Source organism: Streptomyces sp. BE20 (assembly GCF_036322525.1).
Taxonomy (GTDB): Bacteria; Actinomycetota; Actinomycetes; order Streptomycetales; family Streptomycetaceae; genus Kitasatospora.
On the sequence record NZ_JAQYWW010001134.1, the window covers coordinates 1 to 19,900 of the forward strand.

Annotated in this window: 15 protein-coding genes and 1 rRNA gene; 7 read left to right on the top strand and 9 right to left on the bottom strand. The window is 73.1% G+C overall.

Going from position 1 to position 19,900, the window contains the following annotated elements; translation table 11 throughout:
* Window positions 1–78, top strand: a 5S ribosomal RNA gene (gene rrf / locus PUR61_RS34900); the annotation flags it as partial.
* A gap of 430 nt (window positions 79–508) precedes the next feature.
* On the opposite strand, the gene PUR61_RS34905 is transcribed toward rrf, so the two are convergent.
* The 5 genes from PUR61_RS34905 to PUR61_RS34925 form a co-directional block, all read right to left on the bottom strand.
* Window positions 509–1,819: a DUF58 domain-containing protein gene (locus PUR61_RS34905; protein WP_329883554.1), complete on the bottom strand. Its 1,311-nt coding sequence runs from the start codon at window positions 1,817–1,819 to the stop codon at window positions 509–511.
* A gap of 55 nt (window positions 1,820–1,874) precedes the next feature.
* Complete coding sequence (locus tag PUR61_RS34910; RefSeq protein ID WP_329883742.1) at window positions 1,875–2,804, bottom strand: AAA family ATPase; 930 nt, start codon at window positions 2,802–2,804, stop codon at window positions 1,875–1,877.
* A gap of 98 nt (window positions 2,805–2,902) precedes the next feature.
* On the bottom strand, window positions 2,903–4,147 hold the full coding sequence (locus PUR61_RS34915) for a DUF4350 domain-containing protein (RefSeq protein WP_329883555.1): 1,245 nt from the start codon (window positions 4,145–4,147) through the stop codon (window positions 2,903–2,905).
* Window positions 4,144–4,815 carry a DUF4129 domain-containing protein gene (locus PUR61_RS34920; RefSeq protein WP_329883556.1) on the bottom strand — a complete coding sequence of 224 codons (672 nt, stop codon included), beginning with the start codon at window positions 4,813–4,815 and terminating at the stop codon, window positions 4,144–4,146. The genes PUR61_RS34915 and PUR61_RS34920 overlap by 4 nt, the downstream gene beginning before the upstream one ends.
* Window positions 4,816–4,820: 5 nt before the next feature.
* Window positions 4,821–6,026, bottom strand: coding sequence for a hypothetical protein (locus tag PUR61_RS34925; protein WP_329883557.1), 1,206 nt, complete (start codon window positions 6,024–6,026; stop codon window positions 4,821–4,823).
* Window positions 6,027–6,312: 286 nt separating this feature from the next.
* On the opposite strand from PUR61_RS34925, the gene mtrA reads away from it, so the two are divergent.
* The 3 genes from mtrA to PUR61_RS34940 are packed head-to-tail and all read left to right on the top strand — an operon-like array spanning window position 6,313 to window position 11,018.
* Complete coding sequence (mtrA, locus tag PUR61_RS34930) at window positions 6,313–6,990, top strand: MtrAB system response regulator MtrA (RefSeq protein WP_320441904.1); 678 nt, start codon at window positions 6,313–6,315, stop codon at window positions 6,988–6,990.
* 4 nt (window positions 6,991–6,994) lie between these two features.
* A complete protein-coding gene (mtrB, locus tag PUR61_RS34935) occupies window positions 6,995–9,145 on the top strand; it encodes an MtrAB system histidine kinase MtrB (RefSeq protein ID WP_329883558.1) in 2,151 nt (716 codons plus the stop codon).
* Window positions 9,120–11,018, top strand: coding sequence for an LpqB family beta-propeller domain-containing protein (locus PUR61_RS34940; protein ID WP_329883559.1), 1,899 nt, complete (start codon window positions 9,120–9,122; stop codon window positions 11,016–11,018). The genes mtrB and PUR61_RS34940 overlap by 26 nt, the downstream gene beginning before the upstream one ends.
* A 60-nt stretch (window positions 11,019–11,078) precedes the next feature.
* On the opposite strand, the gene PUR61_RS34945 is transcribed toward PUR61_RS34940, so the two are convergent.
* Window positions 11,079–11,741, bottom strand: a complete 663-nt coding sequence (locus PUR61_RS34945; RefSeq protein ID WP_443035296.1) for a ComF family protein — start codon at window positions 11,739–11,741, stop codon at window positions 11,079–11,081.
* Between the two features lie 447 nt (window positions 11,742–12,188).
* Between PUR61_RS34945 and hpf the strand changes: the two genes are divergently transcribed.
* Both hpf and PUR61_RS34955 read left to right on the top strand, forming a co-directional pair.
* Window positions 12,189–12,881, top strand: coding sequence for a ribosome hibernation-promoting factor, HPF/YfiA family (gene hpf / locus PUR61_RS34950; protein WP_329883561.1), 693 nt, complete (start codon window positions 12,189–12,191; stop codon window positions 12,879–12,881).
* Window positions 12,882–13,194: 313 nt separating this feature from the next.
* Entirely contained in the window at window positions 13,195–13,953 is a 759-nt protein-coding gene (locus PUR61_RS34955; protein WP_329883562.1) for a response regulator transcription factor, read from the top strand.
* Between the two features lie 90 nt (window positions 13,954–14,043).
* Here the strand turns inward: PUR61_RS34955 and PUR61_RS34960 are convergent, their stop codons facing one another.
* Both PUR61_RS34960 and PUR61_RS34965 read right to left on the bottom strand, forming a co-directional pair.
* On the bottom strand, window positions 14,044–15,270 hold the full coding sequence (locus PUR61_RS34960; RefSeq protein ID WP_329883563.1) for a winged helix-turn-helix domain-containing protein: 1,227 nt from the start codon (window positions 15,268–15,270) through the stop codon (window positions 14,044–14,046).
* A gap of 103 nt (window positions 15,271–15,373) precedes the next feature.
* A complete protein-coding gene (locus PUR61_RS34965; protein WP_329883564.1) occupies window positions 15,374–15,991 on the bottom strand; it encodes a GNAT family N-acetyltransferase in 618 nt (205 codons plus the stop codon).
* 251 nt (window positions 15,992–16,242) lie between these two features.
* Here PUR61_RS34965 and secA point away from each other — a divergent pair, with 251 nt between their 5' ends.
* Window positions 16,243–19,005 carry a preprotein translocase subunit SecA gene (gene secA, locus PUR61_RS34970; protein ID WP_329883565.1) on the top strand — a complete coding sequence of 921 codons (2,763 nt, stop codon included), beginning with the start codon at window positions 16,243–16,245 and terminating at the stop codon, window positions 19,003–19,005.
* A 95-nt stretch (window positions 19,006–19,100) separates the two neighbouring features.
* On the opposite strand, the gene PUR61_RS34975 is transcribed toward secA, so the two are convergent.
* The gene (locus PUR61_RS34975; protein ID WP_329883566.1) at window positions 19,101–19,628 is read right to left on the bottom strand and encodes an Rv3235 family protein; all 528 of its coding nucleotides are present in this window, start codon (window positions 19,626–19,628) and stop codon (window positions 19,101–19,103) included.
* Between the last annotated feature and the right edge of the window lie 272 nt (window positions 19,629–19,900).

The window sequence follows — 19,900 nt, forward strand, 5'->3', positions numbered from 1 at the left end:
CCGAACCCGGAAGCTAAGCCTCACAGCGCCGATGGTACTGCAGGGGGGACCCTGTGGGAGAGTAGGACGCCGCCGAACAATCATTGTGAAGAACCCCCGTCCGGGATACGGACGGGGGTTCTTTGCGTTTCCGGGGAATTCGGTGGACGGTCGACTCCCCGGCTTGTCCGTGGATTGCCTTCCGCTTGAGCATCAGTGCCGGCAGCAGTGCCTCCGGCGGTCGCGGACGGGTGTCGGAGAGGCATCCCCGGGGCCCGGTGGGGATCTGGGGGCGGGGACACCGTGTTCCGGCCGGGCTTTCCGACGTTATAGCCGGCGGTGTCCCGGGCGAGGTCCTGACGGGCCCTTGTGGCGGAAGCTGCTGGGAGTGCGCAGGCGATACGGCTGACACGGACGGGACGCAAGACAGAGCGTCCACGGCAGGAGAATGCCCCGCTACCGGCACCGGTAGCGGGGCATCTCGGGTTTCCGGCCTGACTCGGGTTTCCGGCCTGAATGGAAGGGCCGCTCAGAGGCGGCCGGCGGCCTTGAGGGCGAGGTAGGTGTCCGCGAGCGCGGGGGCGACGGAGGCGGGTGCGGCGTCGAGCACCGTGACGCCGGCGCGGGTGAGGCGGTCGGCGGTGAGACGGCGGTCGGCGCGGGTCTGCTCGGCGGCGGCGGCGCCGTAGACGGCCTCGACGGTGCCGCGGCCGGCGGCGAGCTCGTCGAGGTGCGGGTCGGCGACGGAGGCGAGCACGACCTCGTGGCGCTTGGTGAGCAGTGGGAGGAGGGGGAGGAGGCCGTCCTCCACGGGAGCCGCGTCGAGGCCGGTGAGGAGGACGATCAGCGAGCGGTGCGGCGCCATCTTCAGGGAGGTGGCGACCAGCGAACGCATGTCGGTCTCGTAGAGGGCGGGCTCCAGGACGGCCATCGCGCCGGTGAAGGCCGTGAGGATCTCGTTGGGGGACCGGCCCGCCACCGAGGCCCGCTTGCGGAGGTCGTGGGCGAGCAGGTCGACCCGGTCGCCGGCCTTGGTGGCCAGTGCGGTGAGCAGGAGCGCGGCGTCGAGGGAGGCGTCCAGGCGCGGGGCGTCGCCGACCCGGCCGGCGGAGGTGCGGCCGGTGTCGAGGACGATCAGGATGTGTCGGTCGCGCTCGGGGCGCCAGGTGCGGACGGCGACGGTCTGGCGGCGCGCGCTGGCGCGCCAGTCGATGGAGCGGATGTCGTCGCCGGGCAGGTACTCGCGCAGCGAGTCGAACTCGGTTCCCTGGCCACGGGTCAGGAGGGAGGTGCGGCCGTCGAGTTCGCGCAGCCGGGCGAGCCGGGAGGGCAGGTGCTTGCGGCTGGCGAACGGGGGGAGGGCGCGGACCGTCCAGGGGACGAGGTGCGATCCCTGACGGCCGGCCAGACCGAGCGGGCCGAGGGAGCGGACCGTCACCTTGTGGGCGTGGTAGTCACCGCGCCGGGTCGGAGTGAGGACGGTGGTGACCCGGCGCCGTTCGCGGCCCGGGACCCGCAGGGTGTGCCGGGAGGCGGCGATCTCGGTGCCCGGGCGCCAGGCGGACGGGGCCCAGGCGTCGCGGATCCTGGCGCGCAGGGGGCGGCCGGACGGGTTGGTGACGGTCAGTTCGACGGTGGCGGGTTCACCGAGCCGGACGGTGGTGGCGCCGCCCCGGGTGATCCGCAGGCTGCGGACGGGGGCGGCGAGCACCAGGTCGACGACGACGGCGAGGAGGACCGTTCCGGTGACGGCGCCGATCCCGGCCCAGGAGGGCAGCAGCAGGCCCGTGACGAGGGCGCCGAGCGCGGCGAGCAGGGCGGTTCGCCCGGTGAGGGCCATGCGGTGCGTTCCTTCGTCGGGGCCGGGAGCGAGGCGGTCGGCGGGGTGCCGAGGGTCAGCGGGGGGCCGGGGTCTGGGCCAGGACCGCCTGGATGACGGAGTCGGCGGTGACGCCCTCCATCTCGGCCTCCGCCCGCAGGGCGACGCGGTGGCGCAGGGTGGGCAGCGCGAGGGCCTTGACGTCGTCGGGGGTGACGTAGTCGCGTCCGGCGAGCCAGGCCCAGGCGCGGGAGGCGCCGAGCAGGGCGGTGGCACCGCGGGGGGAGACGCCGATGGAGAGTGACGGCGACTGCCGGGTCGCCCGGCACAGGTCGACGATGTAGGCGAGGATCTCGGGTGCGACGGTCAGCGCGGCGATCTGCTCGCGGGCGGCGGCGATGTGCCCGGGGCCGGCGACCGGGCGGACACCGGCGGCGCCGAGGTCGCGCGGGTCGAAGCCGGAGGCGTGCCGGGCGAGCACCTGGAACTCCTGGTCCCGGTCGGGCAGCGGCAGGACCAGCTTGAGCAGGAAGCGGTCGAGCTGGGCCTCGGGCAGCGGGTAGGTGCCCTCGTACTCGACCGGGTTCTGGGTGGCGGCGACCAGGAACGGGACGGGCAGGGCTCGCGGCTCGCCGTCGACGGTGACCTGGTGCTCCTCCATGGCCTCCAGCAGGGCCGCCTGGGTCTTCGGCGGGGTGCGGTTGATCTCGTCGGCGAGCAGCAGGTTGGTGAAGACCGGGCCGGCCTGGAAGGAGAACTCGGAGGTCCGGGCGTCGTAGATCAGGGAGCCTGTGACGTCGCCGGGCATCAGGTCGGGCGTGAACTGGATGCGCTTGGTCTCCAGGCTGAGCGCGGTGGAGAGGGTGCGGACCAGCAGGGTCTTCGCCACGCCGGGGACGCCTTCGAGCAGCACGTGGCCGCCGCAGAGCAGGGCGACGACCAGGCCGGTGACGGCGGCGTCCTGGCCGACCACGGCCTTGGCGATCTCGGCGCGCAGGGCGGTCAGCGCCTCGCGCGGGTCGCTGACCCGGGGGTCGTGCGAGGGGCCGGGGGTGGCGGGAGCCGGGCCGGGGGTGATGCGGAGCTGGGCGGTGGCCTGTTCGGTCACGGCTTCCGTACCTGCCTTTCGAGGGCGTCGAGGTCGTCGGCGAGCCGCAGCAGCGCGGCGTCGTCGGTCGGGGGCGGGCCGTACAGGAGGGCCCGTACGTCCCCGGCGGGCCGCTCGGGGAGGCGGTCGGCGACGGCCGCGCTGAGAGCGGTGGGGTCGGGTGCGCCGGCGACGGGCGGGACGCCCAGGGCCGGGGCGAGGCGGTGGGCGGCGGCGCGGCGCAGGGCGTCGGCGGCGCGGCCACGGGCCTTGGCGCGGCGGTAGAGGCGGGCACGGCCTTCGGTGGTCTCGGCGGCGCGGACCACGACGGGCAGGTTCTCGCTGACCACCGGGCCGAGCCGGCGGGCCCGCCAGAGGGCGGCGAGCAGGACGGCGACGGCGAGTTGGTAGCCGGCCCAGCGCCAGCCCTCGGGGATGTAGTCGTCGAAGGTCTTCAGCCCGCCGCCCTCGGCGACCGGGGCGGTGTAGTCGGGCAGGTGCCAGGTGAGGTGCGGCTCGGTTCCCAGGAGGCCGACGCCGAGGGCGGCGTTGCCGTCCTTCGTGAGCAGCTCGTTGGTGAGGAAGTCGCCGCTGCCGAGGACGACGACGTCGGAGTTCCGGCCGGTGGGGACGGCGACCAGCGGGTAGCCGTGACCGCGCTCGTAGCAGCCCTCGCCGCGGCTGCCGGCGGTGTAGAGCAGGCCGCCGAGGTGCGCGGTCCCCGCCCGGACGGCCTCGGGGAGCGAGCACTCGGCGGCGGTGCTGCGGACGGAGGCGTAGGGGACGCCGCCGTTCTCGTCGGAGGTGCGGACGCCGGGGACGAGTGCGCTGAGCGCGGCGGGGCCGGGGGAGATCAGGATCAGCCGGGCGTGTCCGGCGGTGGCGACGGCGCGCAACTGCTCGGGGCCGAGCAGGTCGGGCTCGGGCAGGACGAGGGTGCCCGCGTCGGCGGCGGGGACGGTGGGGTCGGCGGTGAGGTCGACCTTGAGTCCCTCGCGCTGGAGGAGGGCGACCACGGCGTGCCCGCCGGCGGGCTCGTAGGAGCGCGGGTCGAGCGGCGGGTAGCTGCGGTCCTGGTTGAGGGCGGCCAGGACGACGGCCGAGAGCAGCAGGAGTGCGGCGGTGAGCAGGTACCACCGGCCGCGCCGCCAGAGGCCGTGGCCCGTGGGGGCGAGGCTGGTGGCGGCGAGGGCGGTGGCGGGCCCCGGCTCGGAGGACGGGGCGGGTACGGGCGTCGGCGCGGCGGGGGTGGCGCTGGTCATGCGGGTCCTCCGGCGGCCGGGGCGAGGACCGGGCGGGCGCGCTCCAGGGTCCGGTCGAGGTCGCGCAGCAGCTGGTAGGCGGCCTGGTCGGCGGTGCGGTCGCCGTAGGCGATGTCGTCGAAGGTGCGGGCGGCCGCGGTGAGTGCCGCGGCGTGCTCGGGCAGGGTGCGTCCGGCCTCGGCGGCGGCCTCGTCCGCGGTGCGGCCGGGGCGGGTGTCGAGCAGGGTGCGCTCCTCCAGGCCGCGGACCAGGGCGCGCATCTGTTCGCGGACGGCCTCGGTCCACTGGCCGGCGGCGGCATGACGCTCGGCGTCGGCCCGGTGCTGGGCCGCGGTGCGGGGACCGACGGCGCCGAAGACGCCGAGGGTGGTCCGGACGGCCCGCCGGGGGGCGCCGAGGCGCCACCAGAGGGCGGCGGCGATCAGGACGGCGATCACCGTGAAGAGGATCAGGCCGGTGGTGCCGGTGGTGCCGTCGCCGGCGATGGCTCCGAGGGCTTCGTCGATCCGGTCCATGATCCAGCCGATGACCCGTTCCTGGAGGCTCGGGTCGTGCCGGTGGTAGTCGGCCTTGAGCAGTTCGTCGCGTGCGGCGTCGCGGGCGGCGTCGCGCGGGGTCGTGACCGGGGCGCCACCCGCGGCCAGGACCCTCTCCCCCCAGTGCGGCATCGGGCTCAGAGCCTCGCGGCGGGGTTCGGGCCGGCCTGTCCGCCCCAGCCGGTGCCGCCGTACTCGGGCAGGCCGGCGGCGCGGGCGAGCTCGATGTCCAGGGCCTCGCGACGGATCCGCTGGTCGACGTAGAGGAGCACGCCGATGGTGGCGGTGAACGGGAGCGTGATGGTGGCGGAGATGACGCCGCCGATCGCCATGGTGACCAGCATCGCGGTGGGCAGGGCGCCGGAGTCCCCGGCGTCGGCCTGGCGGGCGATGTCGTCGAAGCCGAGGACCAGGCCGGCGATCATGAACGGGGTGCTGATCACGCCCGCGACGAAGGCCGCGATGATCTGGCTGAGCACGTTGATGCCGCAGATCCGCCACCAGGAGCCGCGGACCAGGCGGCGGGAGCGGGAGAGGGCGGTGAACACGCCCTGCTTCTCCAGCATCAGGGCGGGGGCGGCCAGACTGAGCTGGATCCAGAGCCAGAACGCGACCGGGATACTGAGCAGGCCGACGACGACGAGCGGGATCACGATCGCCGGTTCGTCCGCGCCGGCCAGCAGGTAGCCGATCAGCGGGGTGAACCCGAGCAGCATGACCCCGACGCCGACCAGGCCGGTGAGCAGGGTGAGGCCGGTGAGCTGGAGCAGTCGCGGCCGGGCGTCGCGCCAGGCGTCCCGGACGGTCACGGACTGTCCGAGGATGGCGCGGCTGACGACCATGGTGAGCAGGGCCGCGGCCACGACGCCGAGCAGCAGCGTGACCGGCATGCTGGCCAGGGTGGTGATCACCGGGGTGAACTCGCCGGTGTCGCCCTTGATGGCGAGCTGCGCGCCGAGCGTGGCGCCCTGCTGGACGACCGCCACGCCGAGCGAGAGGCCGAGGGTGGTGCGCCAGTGCTTGCGGACGGTCGAGACGGCGCCGTCGAGGATCTCGCCGAGGCCCAGCGGGCGGAGCGGGATGATGCCGGGCTTGGGGCTCTGCGGGACGCCCCAGCCGTACGGGCCGCCGGGACCTCCGCCGTACGGGCCGGGCTGCCCGTACCCGACCGGCTGCCCGCCGTACGGGGGCTGCGGGGCTCCGGGGGCGGTGCCCCAGGCGGGCGGCGCGTCGTAGGGCGGTGCCGACTGGCCGGGCACGGAGGGCACGTCGGCCGTGGGCCGGGTGCCGTCGCGGGGCGGCTCGGGCGAGCCGGGCGAGGCCCAGCCCGGAGTGTCGGTCATCACTGCTCCTCGGAGGGCGTCAGGGTTCGCGGCACCGGGTGGATCTTCACGCGGGCGCAGCGCCCATCGTGTCATGGTGGCCGTACGTCCCCCAGGGGGATCCGGTTGCTGAACGGCAACGGCACGGCTGCGGACGGTTCGTGGGCTCTCCCCGGGACCGTGGGGGTGGAGGGGTGCAGACCTTTCGCCCGGTATGGCCTGAATTCGCCTGGTCGCCAGTTGGCCGTTCTGGAGCAAAGGGACTGCTGTGCGGCAGGTCACAATCCGGTAATGAGAAGATGGACGCATGAAGGGACGCGTCCTCGTCGTTGATGACGACTCCGCACTGGCCGAGATGCTCGGCATCGTGCTGCGGGGTGAGGGTTTTGAGCCGTTTTTCGTCGCAGATGGGGACAGGGCGCTGGCAGCGTTCAGGGAGACCAAGCCCGACCTGGTCCTCCTCGACCTGATGCTTCCGGGTCGGGACGGCATTGACGTCTGCCGGCAGATCCGGGCCGAGTCGGGTATTCCGATCGTCATGCTGACCGCCAAGACCGACACGGTGGACGTCGTGGTGGGCCTGGAATCGGGCGCCGACGACTACGTCACCAAGCCGTTCAAGCCCAAGGAGCTGGTGGCCCGGGTCCGTGCCCGGCTGCGCCGTGCCGAGGATCCGACCCCGGAGCAGCTGACCATCGGCGATCTGGTGATCGACGTGGCCGGCCACTCCGTGAAGCGGGACGGGCGGGGCATCCCGCTGACCCCGCTGGAGTTCGACCTGCTGGTCGCGCTGGCCCGCAAGCCGTGGCAGGTGTTCACCCGGGAGGTGCTGCTGGAGCAGGTCTGGGGCTACCGGCACGCGGCGGACACCCGGCTGGTGAACGTCCACGTCCAGCGCCTGCGGTCCAAGATCGAGAAGGACCCCGAGCGCCCCGAGATCGTGGTGACCGTCCGTGGCGTCGGCTACAAGGCCGGGCCCAGCTGACGTGATGTACCAGGCTGACGAGACCCCGTCGGGTTCCGCGACCGGCGGGGCCGACGCCGTGCGCGGGGACGTGCTGAGCTCGACCGTGCGCAGCCGCAGGCGGCGTGCTCCGGCGGCCCTGATCGCGCTGCTCACCCGTCAGCTGCGCCGGCCCGTGCACCGGGTGGCGGCGCTGTACCGGCGTTCGATCCAGCTGCGGGTGGTGGCGGCGACCCTGCTGCTGTCGGTCGTGGTGGTGCTGGTGCTGGGCGTCGTGGTGGTGGCCCAGGTCCGCACCGGACTGCTGGACACCAAGCGGGCCTCGGCCCGGGACCAGGCGCTCTCCGGCTTCCAGAGCGAGCTCAAGAAGATCGACGAGGCGAAGGACCTGCGGCTGAAGGTCGGCGCGACGACCGACCCGAGCACGGAGGAGATAGGCACCTGGCTGCTCAAGCAGGTCGGTGACCTGGCCGCCAGCGGGCAGAGCGTCTACACCGTGATCGCGATGCTGCCGGGGACCACCCAGACGATCGCACCGGACAAGACCGGGCTGGGCCCGCGCTACTCGGGGGACATCCTGCCCAGCAGCATCCCGGAGAGCCTGCGGGCCAAGGTGGGGCAGGAGGCGGGCCAGAGCTTCAGCCAGCCGACCGTGATCCACCGCTCCGCCGAGAGCCACAACCGGACCGAACCCGGGCTGGTCTTCGGCATGCAGTTCGTCGGTCCCAGCGACAAGAGCTACCAGCTCTACTACGTCTTCTCCTTCGGCCAGGAGACCAAGACCCTCGGGCTGGTCACCGGCACCCTGGCGACCGCCGGCATCTTCGTGGTGATCATGATGGGCGGCATCGCCTGGCTGGTGGTGCGCCAGGTGGTCACACCGGTCCGGATGGCCGCCGGGATCTCCGAGCGGCTGGCCGCCGGACACCTGGAAGAGCGGATGAAGGTCACCGGGACGGACGACATCGCCCGGCTCGGCGAGTCCTTCAACCGGATGGCCAACGCCCTGCAGGCGCAGATCCGCCAGCTGGAGGAGCTCTCCCGGGTGCAGCGGCGCTTCGTGTCGGACGTCTCGCACGAGCTGCGCACCCCGTTGACCACCGTCCGGATGGCCGCCGACCTGATCTACGACAGCCGTGAGGACCTGGACCCGATGGCGGCCCGGTCGGCCGAGCTGCTCCAGGGCCAGCTGGACCGCTTCGAATCCCTGCTCGCCGACCTGCTGGAGATCAGCCGCTTCGACGCCGGCGCCGCCGTCCTGGACGCCGAGCCGGTCGACCTGCGCGAGATCGTCGGCCGGGTGGTCGAGGCCGCCGACCCGCTGGCGCAGGCCAAGGGCAGCGCCGTGGTGATCCGCGGCGACGGCGAGCCGGTGCTGGCCGAGGTCGACTCCCGCCGGATCGAGCGCATCCTGCGCAACCTGGTGGTCAACGCGCTGGAGCACGGCGAGGGCCGGGACGTCGTGGTCCGGCTGGGCTCGCAGGACGGCGCGGTCGCCGTCGGCGTCCGCGACTACGGCATCGGGCTCAAGCCCGGCGAGGCGTCCCGGGTGTTCCACCGCTTCTGGCGGGCCGATCCCTCCCGGGTGCGGACCACCGGCGGTACGGGCCTCGGCCTGTCCATCGCCGTCGAGGACGCGCACCTGCACGGCGGCTGGCTGCAGGCCTGGGGCGAGCCCGGCGGTGGCTCGCACTTCCGGCTCACGCTGCCGCGCACCCGCGGCGGGGAGATCAGCCGGGCTCCGTTCCGGCTCGAACCGGAGGACTCGCGCAACAACCGCGGCCTCGGCACCTACGGGACGCCGTACCGGCGGGCGATCCGTCCGGCCGGCGCCACCGCGCTGACCGCGACGGACGAGCAGGCCGACCCGGAGACCCCGGAGACCTCAGGGAACGCCTTCGGCGGCAACCTGGGCAGCGGCCTGGGCGGTGTGCTCGGCATCGGGCCGGGACTGGGACGCCGGGCGCCCGAGGGGCCGCGCGCCGATCCGTCGGACGTGCGCCCGGTCGGGGCCGGATACGGTGCGACAGGTGCGCAGGTCATGGTGGACCCGACGCCGGGCCGGCCGTCGGTGGCGCAGCGGACGGCGGGTCCGGACGGGGTGGACGCGGTGGACGGCACCGGTGGAACGGACACGGAGGGGACGCAGCGTGCGAAGGACCAGCGGCAGGACTGAGCCGCGGCTGGCCGCAGTGGTCGGCGCGGTGGTCGGCGCCGTGCTGGCGGCCGGCTGCGCGGGGATGCCGGACTCCGGGGGCATCGCCAAGGTCGAGCTGTCCCAGGGGTCGGCGGACAAGAACCTCCAGGTCAGGGTCTTCCCGGTGGAGCCCACCAAGGGCGCCAAGCCGCAGGAGCTGCTGACCGGCTTCCTGGACGCGCTGACCGCCGACGACAGTTACGACACCGCGCGGCAGTACCTGACGGCGGCCGCCAGTGCGAGCTGGAGGCCGGAGGCCGGCATCAAGGTGCTCGCGGCCAATCCGGGCCACCCCACCGTGACCGTGACCGACGCCGACACCGAGAAACCCATCAAGGTCTCCGGGCAGCTGGTCTCCCAGATCGACGACCGGCACTCGTTCTCGCTGGAGCCGGTGGCGGTCCTGACCTCGTTCGACTTCAACTTCCTTCGGGAGAAGTCGGGGGAGTGGCGGATCGACCAGCTGCCGGACGGGGTGATCATCAACGAGAGCAACTTCCGCAACAACTACCGGCAGGTGGACCGCTTCTTCTACGCGGCGCCGGACCCCTCCGCGCCCACCGCCGCGTCGGCGACCAGCCGGGACGTGCTGATCGCCGACCCGATCTACCTGCGGCGCCGAATAGACCCGCTCACCGAGGCCGCGAAGGCCGTCGTCGCGGGGCCCTCGCTCTGGCTCGCGCCGGTCTCGCGGTCGGCCTTCCCGGCCGGCACGGTCGTCGACGGAGTCGCCGTCGACGAGAGCCGCACCGCGCACGTCACGCTCGGCGAGGTGGACCTGGGCGCCGCGACCGCCTGCCGGCGGATGGCTACCCAGCTCCTCTACACCCTCGCCGACCAGGGCAAGGGGCAGGTCGAACGGCTGGACCTCAAGGGCCGGCACGGCGGGCCGGGCTGCCAGGCGAGCAAGGGCGACGAGCCGGAGACCGGCCCCGGATCGCTGGCCGGCACGATGGCGAGCCGGCAGTTCTACCAGCGCGCCGAGGACGGCGTGCTGTACGAGACGCACGGTGACACCGCCAGCGAGCCGGTGCACGGCCCGCTGGGCAAGCCGCAGCCGAGCGGCCGGCCGCTCGGCGCGATCGCGGTGGCGCGGGACGGCGAGCGCGCCGCGGCGCTCAGCGCCGACGGCCACCAGCTCTACACGGTGCCGCTCTCGGAGGCCACGTCGGCGATGCCGCAGGCGGTGCTCACCACCGCGGCGCGGGCGGGCGCCAGGACCGACGACGGGCTGACCTCGCCCACCTGGGACGGCCGCGGCGACCTCTTCGTGGTGGACCGCGACCCGCAGGGCCAGCGGGTGCTGATGGTGCGCGACAAGCAGGTCGTCCCGGTGGCCGTGGACGACCTGGGCGGACGGTCCCTGCAGGCCGTCAAGGTCTCGTCGGACGGTGTCCGGATCGCCCTGCTGGTCAAGGACGGGAAGGACCCCAAGGACGGGAAGGACGGCAGGGACCAGAAGCTCTGGCTGGGCCTGGTCGTCCACGGCGGGACCAAGGAGGCCCCGACCGTGCGGATCACCGGTCTGCGGCCGGCCAATCCGGTGCTGACGGAGGTCACCTCGGTCTCCTGGGCGGAGGCGGACCAGCTGCTGGTGCTCGGCAAGGAGAAGGACCGGCTGCAGCAGCTGCACTACATCAGCACCGACGGGTCGCAGAGCGCGGACGCGCGGCTTCAGGGCGGCGAGGGCATGGCCACGGTGGAGGCGTCCGAGTCGCGCGGGGGCAACCAGTCGCCGCCGCCGACGCTGGCCCTGCAGGGGACGGACGGCAAGCTCTACCGGCTGGTCAACAACCAGTGGCGTGAGCTGGTACTGCCCTACCGGGCGGCCTCCTTCATCTACCCGGGCTGAGCCGGGCCGAGTCGGGCTGAGCCGGGCCGGGGCCGACGGAGGCCGCCGGGGACGGGGCCGTCAGGGCCGGGCCGGGCCGCGTCCGGCGCGGCGCGGGACGGCCGCCGCGACGGTGGCGGCAGCGCCGGGTGGCAGGCCCGCGGCGGCCAGGGCCCTGGCCGCTTCGGCGAGGCTGGCACCGGTGGTCACCAGGTCGTCCACCAGGACCGGCAGGCGGCCCGCGAGCCGTCGGGGAGCGCCGGGCAGGACGGTGAGCGCGCCGTGCAGGTTGCGCCGCCGCCCGGCGGCGGAGAGCCCGGTCTGGTCGGCGACCGGACGGGCGTGCCGGAGCAGCGGCGCAGCCCGGGCGTCCAGGCCCGTCCGGCGCAGCGCCCGGGCGGCGGAACCGGCCAGCCGCAGCGTCGGATCGTGCCCCCGGGCGCGGACGGCGGCACGGGCGGAGGGCACCGGGACGAGCAGCAGCGCGGCGTGGCCGGCGTCCGGGCCGAGCGAGGAGCGCACCGCCCGGGCGAGGGCGTCGCCGAGCGGGCCGGCGAGTCGGAGCGCACCGCGTTCCTTGTGGGCGAGCAGCAGCCCGCGGACCGGGTCGGCGTACGGCGCGGCGGCGTGCACACGGGGAAGGGCCGTGGCGGGCCCGGGGCGGGCCGTGGCCAGCACGTGCCGGCAGCCCGGGCAGAGGTGCCCCCGGACGGCGTCGCAGCCCGCGCAGCGGGCAGGGAGCAGGACGTCCAGCAGCCCGCCGAGTGCGTGGGCGAACGACCCGCGGACGGCCTGGTGAAGGGGCGGGGTGGGGGTGGTCGACACGGTGCTCCTCGCGGTGGCAGGCACGGAGAGTGAGCAAAGAATGCGCCGTACGGGGGGTGTTGTCCAGGTATTTACCTGTGTTTCACTCCTGGGAGGGTAGACAGGGGGCAGCAGCTTGACCGCCAGCCCATAACACCCGCCATACCCACTGTCCCCGCTGCGGAGGCGAAAACCCCGTGTGAGGTGTTCGATAAGGCTCCAGGGGGTTTCAAGCGTCCCTGGTGGGGAGGAAGTGAGATGAGGGCCAGTCGTTCCCGCCGTTGCCGGCGGGGCGGAGGGCCGGCAGAGGATTGGCTGGTCCGGCTGGGTCTCAGCCCGATCCGGTAGCACCCGGATCGGCGACAGAACGAGGGATCGGAGTTCTGCGTGGACATCGTCGTCAAGGGCCGCAAGACCGAGTTGCCCAAGAGGTTTCGGGATCACGTGGCCGAGAAGCTGGAGAAGGTCCAGAAGTTCGACGCCAAGGCGATCAGCCTTGATGTCGAGGTGTCCAAGGAACACAACCCGCGGCAGGCCGACCGGTCGGACCGCGTGGAGATCACCCTCCGTACCCGTGGCCCGGTGATCCGGGCCGAGGCCGCCGCCGCCGACCCCTATGCGGCACTCGACCTGGCCTCGGCGAAGCTCGACGCCCAGCTCCGCAAGTCCGCGGACCGGCGTCGGGTCCACAAGGGCGGCAACGGACGCACCCCGATCAGCGTCGCCGAGGCGACCGCGGCCCTGGCCGCGCTGCCCGAGACGCCGCCGGCGGTGAGCGAGACCAACGGGGCCGTCCGCAAGACCATGATGGGTTCCCTGGAAGTGGAGGGCGAAGGCCCGCTGGTGGTCCGGGAGAAGACCCACCCGGCCGCCCCGATGGCGCTCGACCAGGCGCTCTACGAGATGGAGCTGGTCGGCCACGACTTCTACCTCTTCGTGGAGAAGGACAGCGGCCTGCCGAGCGTCGTCTACCGCCGGCACGGTTACCACTACGGCGTCATCCACCTGAAGGCCGACGGCTCGACCGTCGAGGGCGGCGGTGCCGGAGGGGCGATCGGCGTCCTCGGCGACGACGACTGACGAGTCGAGCGGTACGGGAGATTCGAGCAGTGCGGGCGACCCCGGCGGCCGGTGCCGCCGGGGTCGCCCGTTCTCCGGCGGCCCGTCAGCCGTGCGTCCGGAAGCGTTCCGAAGGCTCCCCGGTGGATGACCCGGGGCTCCCGGCGGTTCGTCGGTGCGCCCGGGGCGTGCGCCGAGAGCCGGTGGGGCGGCGCCGGGACCGGTCCGGCCGGGAAGGTCACCCCGTGCGGGGCAATGGCGCCGGAGGGTGACCGTAAGGGGCCCAGGGCGTGGAATGATTGGCGGACGACGACCGGCGACGGGGGAGGAGCGGATGGGGGATCACTTCGGGCTGGGGCCCGCTACAGGGCCGGTCGCGGGGGTGCGGCCGAGACCCGGGGACGAGCCCGAGTACGACCTCCGCCGCAGGGAGCCGATTCGCGTTCTGGTGGTGGACGACCACGCGCTCTTCCGGCGCGGCCTGGAGATCGTGCTGGCCGAGGAGGCGGACATCACCGTGGTCGGCGAGGCCGGTGACGGCGCCGAGGCGGTCCTCAAGGCGGCCGACCTGCTGCCCGACATCATCCTGATGGACGTTCGGATGCCGCGCCGCAGCGGGATCGAGGCCTGCACCGCGATCAAGGACGTGGCGCCGAGCACCAAGATCATCATGCTGACGATAAGCGACGAGGAGGCCGACCTCTACGAGGCCATCAAGGCCGGTGCCACCGGCTACCTCCTCAAGGAGATCTCCACCGACGAGGTCGCCACGGCGATTCGTGCGGTAGCCGACGGGCAGTCCCAGATCAGCCCGTCGATGGCGTCCAAGTTGCTGACCGAGTTCAAGTCGATGATCCAGCGACGTTCCGACGAGCGGGAGTTGGTGCCCGCGCCCCGGCTCACGGACCGTGAGCTGGAGGTGTTGAAGCTGGTGGCCACCGGGATGAACAACCGGGAGATCGCCAAGGAGCTGTTCATCAGCGAGAACACCGTGAAGAACCACGTGCGCAACATCCTGGAGAAGCTCCAACTGCACTCCAGGATGGAGGCCGTGGTCTACGCGATGCGGGAGAAGATCCTCGAAATAGGGTGAGGCTGCGGGAGCGGGGCCGTGCGGCCCCGCTCCCGCTTCCGCTCCTGTCCGCGGGGTGCCGGGCCCAGCCCAGCCCCGCCCCGCCTCGGCTCAGGCGAGCAGGCGCTCCAGCGCCGGGCGCAGCGCCTCGTCGTGCAGCGTCTCCACCCGGACGGCGTCGCAGCCGACCCAGTCGGCCGCCTCGCGCAGCGCGGTGGCCAGTGCCCCGACGTGCCGCGGCGAGTCCAGCGACACCTGGCGGGCCACCAGGGTCCGCCCCTCGCGGGCCGGATCGACCCGGCCGACCAGCCGGCCGCCGGTCAGCAGTGGCATCGCGAAGTACCCGTGCACCCGCTTGTGCTTCGGGGTGTACGCCTCCAGCCGGTGGGCCATGCCGAAGATCCGCTCGGTCCGCGGGCGCTCCCAGACCAGCGAGTCGAACGGCGAGAGCAGCGTGGTCCGGTGGCGGCCCCGGGGCGGTCCGGCGAGGGCCGCCGGGTCGGCCCAGGCGGCGGCCGGGGCGCCGTCCGGACCCCAGCCGGCCACCTCGACCGGCACGAGGCCGGAGTCGGCGACGACCGAGTCGAACTGCTCGGCGCGCAGGCGGTGGTAGTCGAGCAGGTCGGCCCTGGTGGCCACGCCGAGGGCTGCGCCGGACTGGGCGACCAGGGTGCGCAGACACTCCTCGTCGGTCGGGTCCGCCGCGAACAGCTCGGCGGGAACCGCCTGTTCGGCCAGCGAGTAGACGCGCTTCCAGCTGCGGCGGTCGGTGCAGACGACGTCGCCGAAGCTCAGTGCCCGCTCCACCGCGATCTTGGTGTCGGACCAGTCCCACCAGTCGGCGGTCTTCTTGGCACCGCCCAACTCGGTGGAGGTGAGCGGTCCTTCGGTTCGCAGCTTCGCCAGCACCGAGCGGTAGGTGGCCTCGTCGACCTCCTTGCCCCAGACGTGGGCGCGCTCGCGGTAGCGGCGGCGCCGGAAGGCGAACAGCGGCCATTCCTCGATCGGCAGGATGCAGGCCGCGTGCGACCAGTACTCGAAACTGGTCCCCTTGCCCCAGTACGCGGCCTCGACCGCCGGGCGGCCGACGGCGCCGAGCCGCGCGTACGGGATCAGTTCGTGGGAGCGGGCCAGGACCGAGATGGTGTCGAGCTGGACGGCGCCGAGGTGGCGCAGCACCCCGCGCACGCCGCCCGGGCGGTCCGGGGCGCCGAGCAGTCCCTGTGCGCGCAGGGCGATCCGGCGGGCGTCGTCGGCGCCGAGCGTCGTCACCGGTGGCGGGGCGGGGGTCCGGCCGGTGGCGGGGCGGCCGGCCGGGCGCGAGGTCGAGGCGGTCATGCCGGCGAGGGTAGACGGGGGTACTGACAATCCGCCCGTCGGCCGGCACCGCCGGCCGCCCGCGGGGCTCCCGCCGGTCGGGTGCGGGCGGGCTTCGGCGGGTTCAGCCGGTGAGGTCGGTGAGGTCGGTGGCCGGACCGGTGGCGAGGTCGCCGGGGAGCATGGCGCCGATCCAGGCGTCGTGGAACGTTCCGCGCTGCTCGGCGAAGGAGCGCAGGGTGCCCTCGACCCGGAAACCGACCTTCTCGGCCACCGCGCGGGAGCCCTCGTTGCCCACGTAGGCGACCCACTCCAGGCGGCGCACGCCCAGTTCGGTGAGGCCGTAGCGGGCGACCTCGCGGGCGGCCTCCACGGTGTACCCGCGACCGCGGAACTCCTTGGTCGCCCACCAGCCGACCTCGGCGGCGCCCGGTCGGCCGGGACAGCCGACGAGCCCCTGGGTGCCGACCATCGATCCGGTCTCGCGCTCGAAGACGCACCAGATCCGGCTCTCGCCGGTCCGCCAGCCGTTGGCGGCGAGGTCGTGGACGAAGTACTCGGCGTCCTCGCGCCGGTACGGGACGGGGACGACCGTCCAGTGCTGGATGGCCTCGTCCTGGCAGGCGGCGAGGATCGCGTCGATGTCGGACTCCTGCGGGGCCCGCAGCACCAGGCGGTCGGTGGTGAGGACGACGGGCTCGACGGTCCGCGCTTCGGTCTGCTCTTCCGGTTGATCTTCCATGGGTGGATTATTCCGTGCAGAGAGGAATCCGAGCATCCGATTAACGGATCGCACCGGCCAACTCTCCGGACAGTCGCCCGGTTTGCCCCGGTGAGTGGTGCTATCGGGCCATGTGCTCGCACGGGTGACACGGGAATACCGTGCTGACGCACCTCCCGGGGCGTTGGACTCCTCGCATACGATGGCCCGTGCGGTGGGGTGGACCCACCGTGCAGTCGTCCAGTGCCAATACAGGCAAGGAGCCCGCTCAAGTGTCCGTCTTCGACAAGATCCTGCGCGCCGGCGAAGGCAAGATCCTTCGCAAGCTGCAGCGGATTGCTGCCCAGGTCAACTCCATCGAAGAGGACTTCGTCAACCTCACCGACGCCGAGCTCCGCGCGCTGACCGACGAGTACAAGCAGCGGCTCGTCGACGGCGAGACGCTGGACGACATCCTCCCCGAGGCGTTCGCCACCGTCCGTGAGGCCGCCAAGCGCGTCCTCGGCCAGCGGCACTACGACGTCCAGCTCATGGGTGGTGCCGCGCTGCACCTCGGCTACGTCGCCGAGATGCGCACCGGTGAGGGCAAGACCCTGGTCGGCACGCTGCCCACGTACCTCAACGCGCTCACGGGCAAGGGCGTGCACCTGATCACCGTCAACGACTACCTCGCCGAGCGCGACTCGGAGTGGATGGGCCGGGTGCACCGCTTCCTCGGTCTCGAGGTCGGTGTGATCCTCGGCAACATGACGCCCGCCGAGCGCAAGCGCCAGTACTCGATGGACATCACGTACGGCACCAACAACGAGTTCGGCTTCGACTACCTCCGCGACAACATGGCCTGGTCGAAGGACGAACTCGTCCAGCGCGGCCACTTCTTCGCGGTGGTCGACGAGGTCGACTCGATCCTCATCGACGAGGCCCGCACCCCGCTGATCATCTCCGGTCCGGCCGACCAGGCGACCAAGTGGTACGCCGACTTCGCCAAGCTGGTCCAGCGCCTGAAGATCGACCGCGACTACGAGGTCGACGAGAAGAAGCGCACCGTCGGCGTGCTGGAGGAGGGTGTCACCCGGGTCGAGGACTACCTCGGCATGGACAACCTCTACGAGTCGGTGAACACCCCGCTGGTCGGCTTCCTGAACAACGCCATCAAGGCGAAGGAGCTGTACAAGCGGGACAAGGACTACGTCGTGATGAACGGCGAGGTCATGATCGTCGACGAGCACACCGGCCGCATCCTGGCCGGCCGCCGCTACAACGAGGGCATGCACCAGGCGATCGAGGCCAAGGAGGGGGTGGAGGTCCAGAACGAGAACCAGACCCTCGCGACCATCACCCTCCAGAACTTCTTCCGCCTGTACGACAAGCTGGCCGGCATGACCGGTACCGGCACCACCGAGGCGGCCGAGTTCCACCAGATCTACAAGCTCGGCGTCGTGCCGATCCCGACCAACAAGTCGCCGCTGCGCATCGACCAGCCCGACCTGATCTACAAGTCGGAGCCGGCCAAGTTCGCCGCCGTGGTCGAGGACATCGCCGAGAAGCACGAGAAGGGCCAGCCGGTGCTGGTCGGTACCGTCTCGGTCGAGAAGTCGGAGTACCTCTCGCAGGAGCTGCGCAAGCGCGGGGTCCCGCACGAGGTGCTGAACGCCAAGCACCACGAGCGCGAGGCGCAGATCGTCGCGCAGGCGGGCCGCAAGGGCGCCGTCACCGTCGCCACCAACATGGCCGGCCGCGGTACCGACATCATGCTCGGCGGCAACCCGGACCACCTCGCCGCGGCCGAGCTGGCCCAGCGCGGACTCTCCTCGGCCGACAACCCGGAGGAGTACGAGGCCGAGTTCCCGGCCGCGCTGGAGAAGGCCAAGGCCTCCGTGAAGGCGGAGCAGGAGGAGGTCAAGGAGGCCGGCGGTCTCTACGTCCTCGGCACCGAGCGGCACGAGTCCCGCCGGATCGACAACCAGCTGCGCGGCCGTTCCGGCCGTCAGGGCGACCCGGGCGAGTCCCGCTTCTACCTGTCCCTGGGCGACGACCTGATGCGTCTGTTCAAGGCCGGCATGGTCGAGCGCGTGCTCTCGATGGCCAACGTGCCCGAGGACGTGCCGATCGAGTCGAAGATGGTCACCCGGGCGATCGCCTCCGCGCAGACCCAGGTCGAGCAGCAGAACTTCGAGATCCGCAAGAACGTCCTCAAGTACGACGAGGTGCTGAACCGCCAGCGCGAGGTCATCTACGGCGAGCGCCGTCGCGTGCTGGAGGGCGAGGACCTGCAGGAGCAGGTCGGCCACTTCATGGACGACACCGTCCAGGCGTACGTCCAGGCCGCCACCGGTGAGGGCTTCGAGGACGACTGGGACCTGGAGAAGCTCTGGACCGCGCTCAAGCAGCTCTACCCGGTCACCCTGGAGCTGGAGCAGCTGGAGGAGGAGGCCGGCGGCGCCGCCGGGCTCACCTCGGAGTTCCTCACCAAGGTCATCCAGGAGGACGTCCAGGCGCAGTACGGCGCCCGTGAGGACCAGCTCGGTGCGGAGATCATGCGCGAGCTGGAGCGCCGGGTCGTCCTCTCGGTGCTGGACCGCCGCTGGCGCGAGCACCTCTACGAGATGGACTACCTGCAGGAGGGCATCGGCCTGCGGGCCATGGCGCAGCGCGACCCGCTGGTCGAGTACCAGCGCGAGGGCTTCGACATGTTCACCGCGATGATGGAGGGCATCAAGGAGGAGTCCGTCGGCTACCTGTTCAACCTGGAGGTCCAGGTCGAGCAGCAGGTCGAGGAGGTCCCGGTCGAGGACGCCGCGGTGCTCCTCGACAAGCTGGAGAAGGACTCCGCCCGTCCGGAGATCAAGGCCAAGGGCCTGGAGGCCCCGAAGCCGCAGCGGCTGCACTACACGGCCCCCTCGGAGGAGGTCGGCGGCGGTGTGGTCGAGGGCGAGTTCGAGGACCTCGGCGCGGAGGACGAGGGCGACGGGCTGACCCGCGCCGAGCGCCGCAAGGCCGCCAAGTCGGCCAAGGGCCGCCGCCGCAAGAGCTGAATCCGGTCCGGCCGCTCCGGTCGGCCGCCGCGCAGGGCGCCGCTCCCGTACGGGGGTGGCGCCCTGCGCCGTTCGCGGACGCCCCTGCGGCGCGTTCACCGGGCCTCCACGGCGGTGCACTGCCACTGGCCGGCCGGTCCGCGCGGCTCCAGCCGGAACGCGACCACGTGGTGCCGGGTGCCGAGGTCGACCCGGACACAGGCCTCGACGGCCTCCGGCGAGGGCGAGCGGTCGTGGACCGGGCCGAGTCTCGGCCGCTCGCCGGTGCGGGTCCGGCGCAGGGTGCCGGCCCGGACCAGGGCGGCGAGCTGGCCGTAGCCGTCCAGCGTGGTGTGGCGCAGCAGCTGGCCGGACGGCCGGGCGCCGGTGAGCACCTCCACCAGCTGGTGGGCGAACCGGGTGCTCAGCCCGGCGCGCGGGTCGTGGCCGGGCGCGGCGGCGCAGGTGGCTCGGGGGTGGCGCGGGCGCCGGTCGGTCTGCGGGGCGCGACAGGTCCGGGAGACGGCGCGCGGACGGTGCGGGCGCGCCGACAGCACGGCGGGAGGGACGGCGGGCCGGCCGGGAGGGCCGGCGGCCGGGACGGGCGGGACCGGCGGGGCGGGGCGGTTCGGGCAGGTGGTCATGGGCCTTCTTCGGAGCGGGTGGTGCGAGTACGGACGGGTCCTTGCTAGCCGGGGCCCGCACACGGTGGCAACCGGGTTCCCGGCCCGGCCCGGGGTGGTCCGGAAGTTCACCTATCCGGGTGAGTCGACCGCTGCGGCAAGGGCTGTGGGCCCGGTTCGGGAGGCGCGGGGTTGACGCCCGGCGCCGCGCGGAAGGGCCCGAAAGGGGACGGTGGGATCGCCGGGACGGCGGCGGCCCCCGGCCGGGCCGGGCGGCCGTGCCGGGCCGGGCC

Excerpts from the sequence above, each read along its gene's own strand:
- mtrB (WP_329883558.1), top strand. The coding sequence starts at position 6,995 with ATGTACCAGGCTGACGAGACCCCGTCGGGTTCCGCGACCGGCGGGGCC.
- PUR61_RS34955 (WP_329883562.1), top strand. The coding sequence starts at position 13,195 with ATGGGGGATCACTTCGGGCTGGGGCCCGCTACAGGGCCGGTCGCGGGG.
- PUR61_RS34905 (WP_329883554.1), bottom strand. The coding sequence starts at position 1,819 with ATGGCCCTCACCGGGCGAACCGCCCTGCTCGCCGCGCTCGGCGCCCTC.
- PUR61_RS34920 (WP_329883556.1), bottom strand. The coding sequence starts at position 4,815 with ATGCCGCACTGGGGGGAGAGGGTCCTGGCCGCGGGTGGCGCCCCGGTC.
- PUR61_RS34965 (WP_329883564.1), bottom strand. The coding sequence starts at position 15,991 with ATGGAAGATCAACCGGAAGAGCAGACCGAAGCGCGGACCGTCGAGCCC.
- PUR61_RS34960 (WP_329883563.1), bottom strand. The coding sequence starts at position 15,270 with ATGACCGCCTCGACCTCGCGCCCGGCCGGCCGCCCCGCCACCGGCCGG.
- PUR61_RS34975 (WP_329883566.1), bottom strand. The coding sequence starts at position 19,628 with ATGACCACCTGCCCGAACCGCCCCGCCCCGCCGGTCCCGCCCGTCCCG.
- mtrA (WP_320441904.1), top strand. The coding sequence starts at position 6,313 with ATGAAGGGACGCGTCCTCGTCGTTGATGACGACTCCGCACTGGCCGAG.
- PUR61_RS34925 (WP_329883557.1), bottom strand. The coding sequence starts at position 6,026 with ATGACCGACACTCCGGGCTGGGCCTCGCCCGGCTCGCCCGAGCCGCCC.
- PUR61_RS34915 (WP_329883555.1), bottom strand. The coding sequence starts at position 4,147 with ATGACCAGCGCCACCCCCGCCGCGCCGACGCCCGTACCCGCCCCGTCC.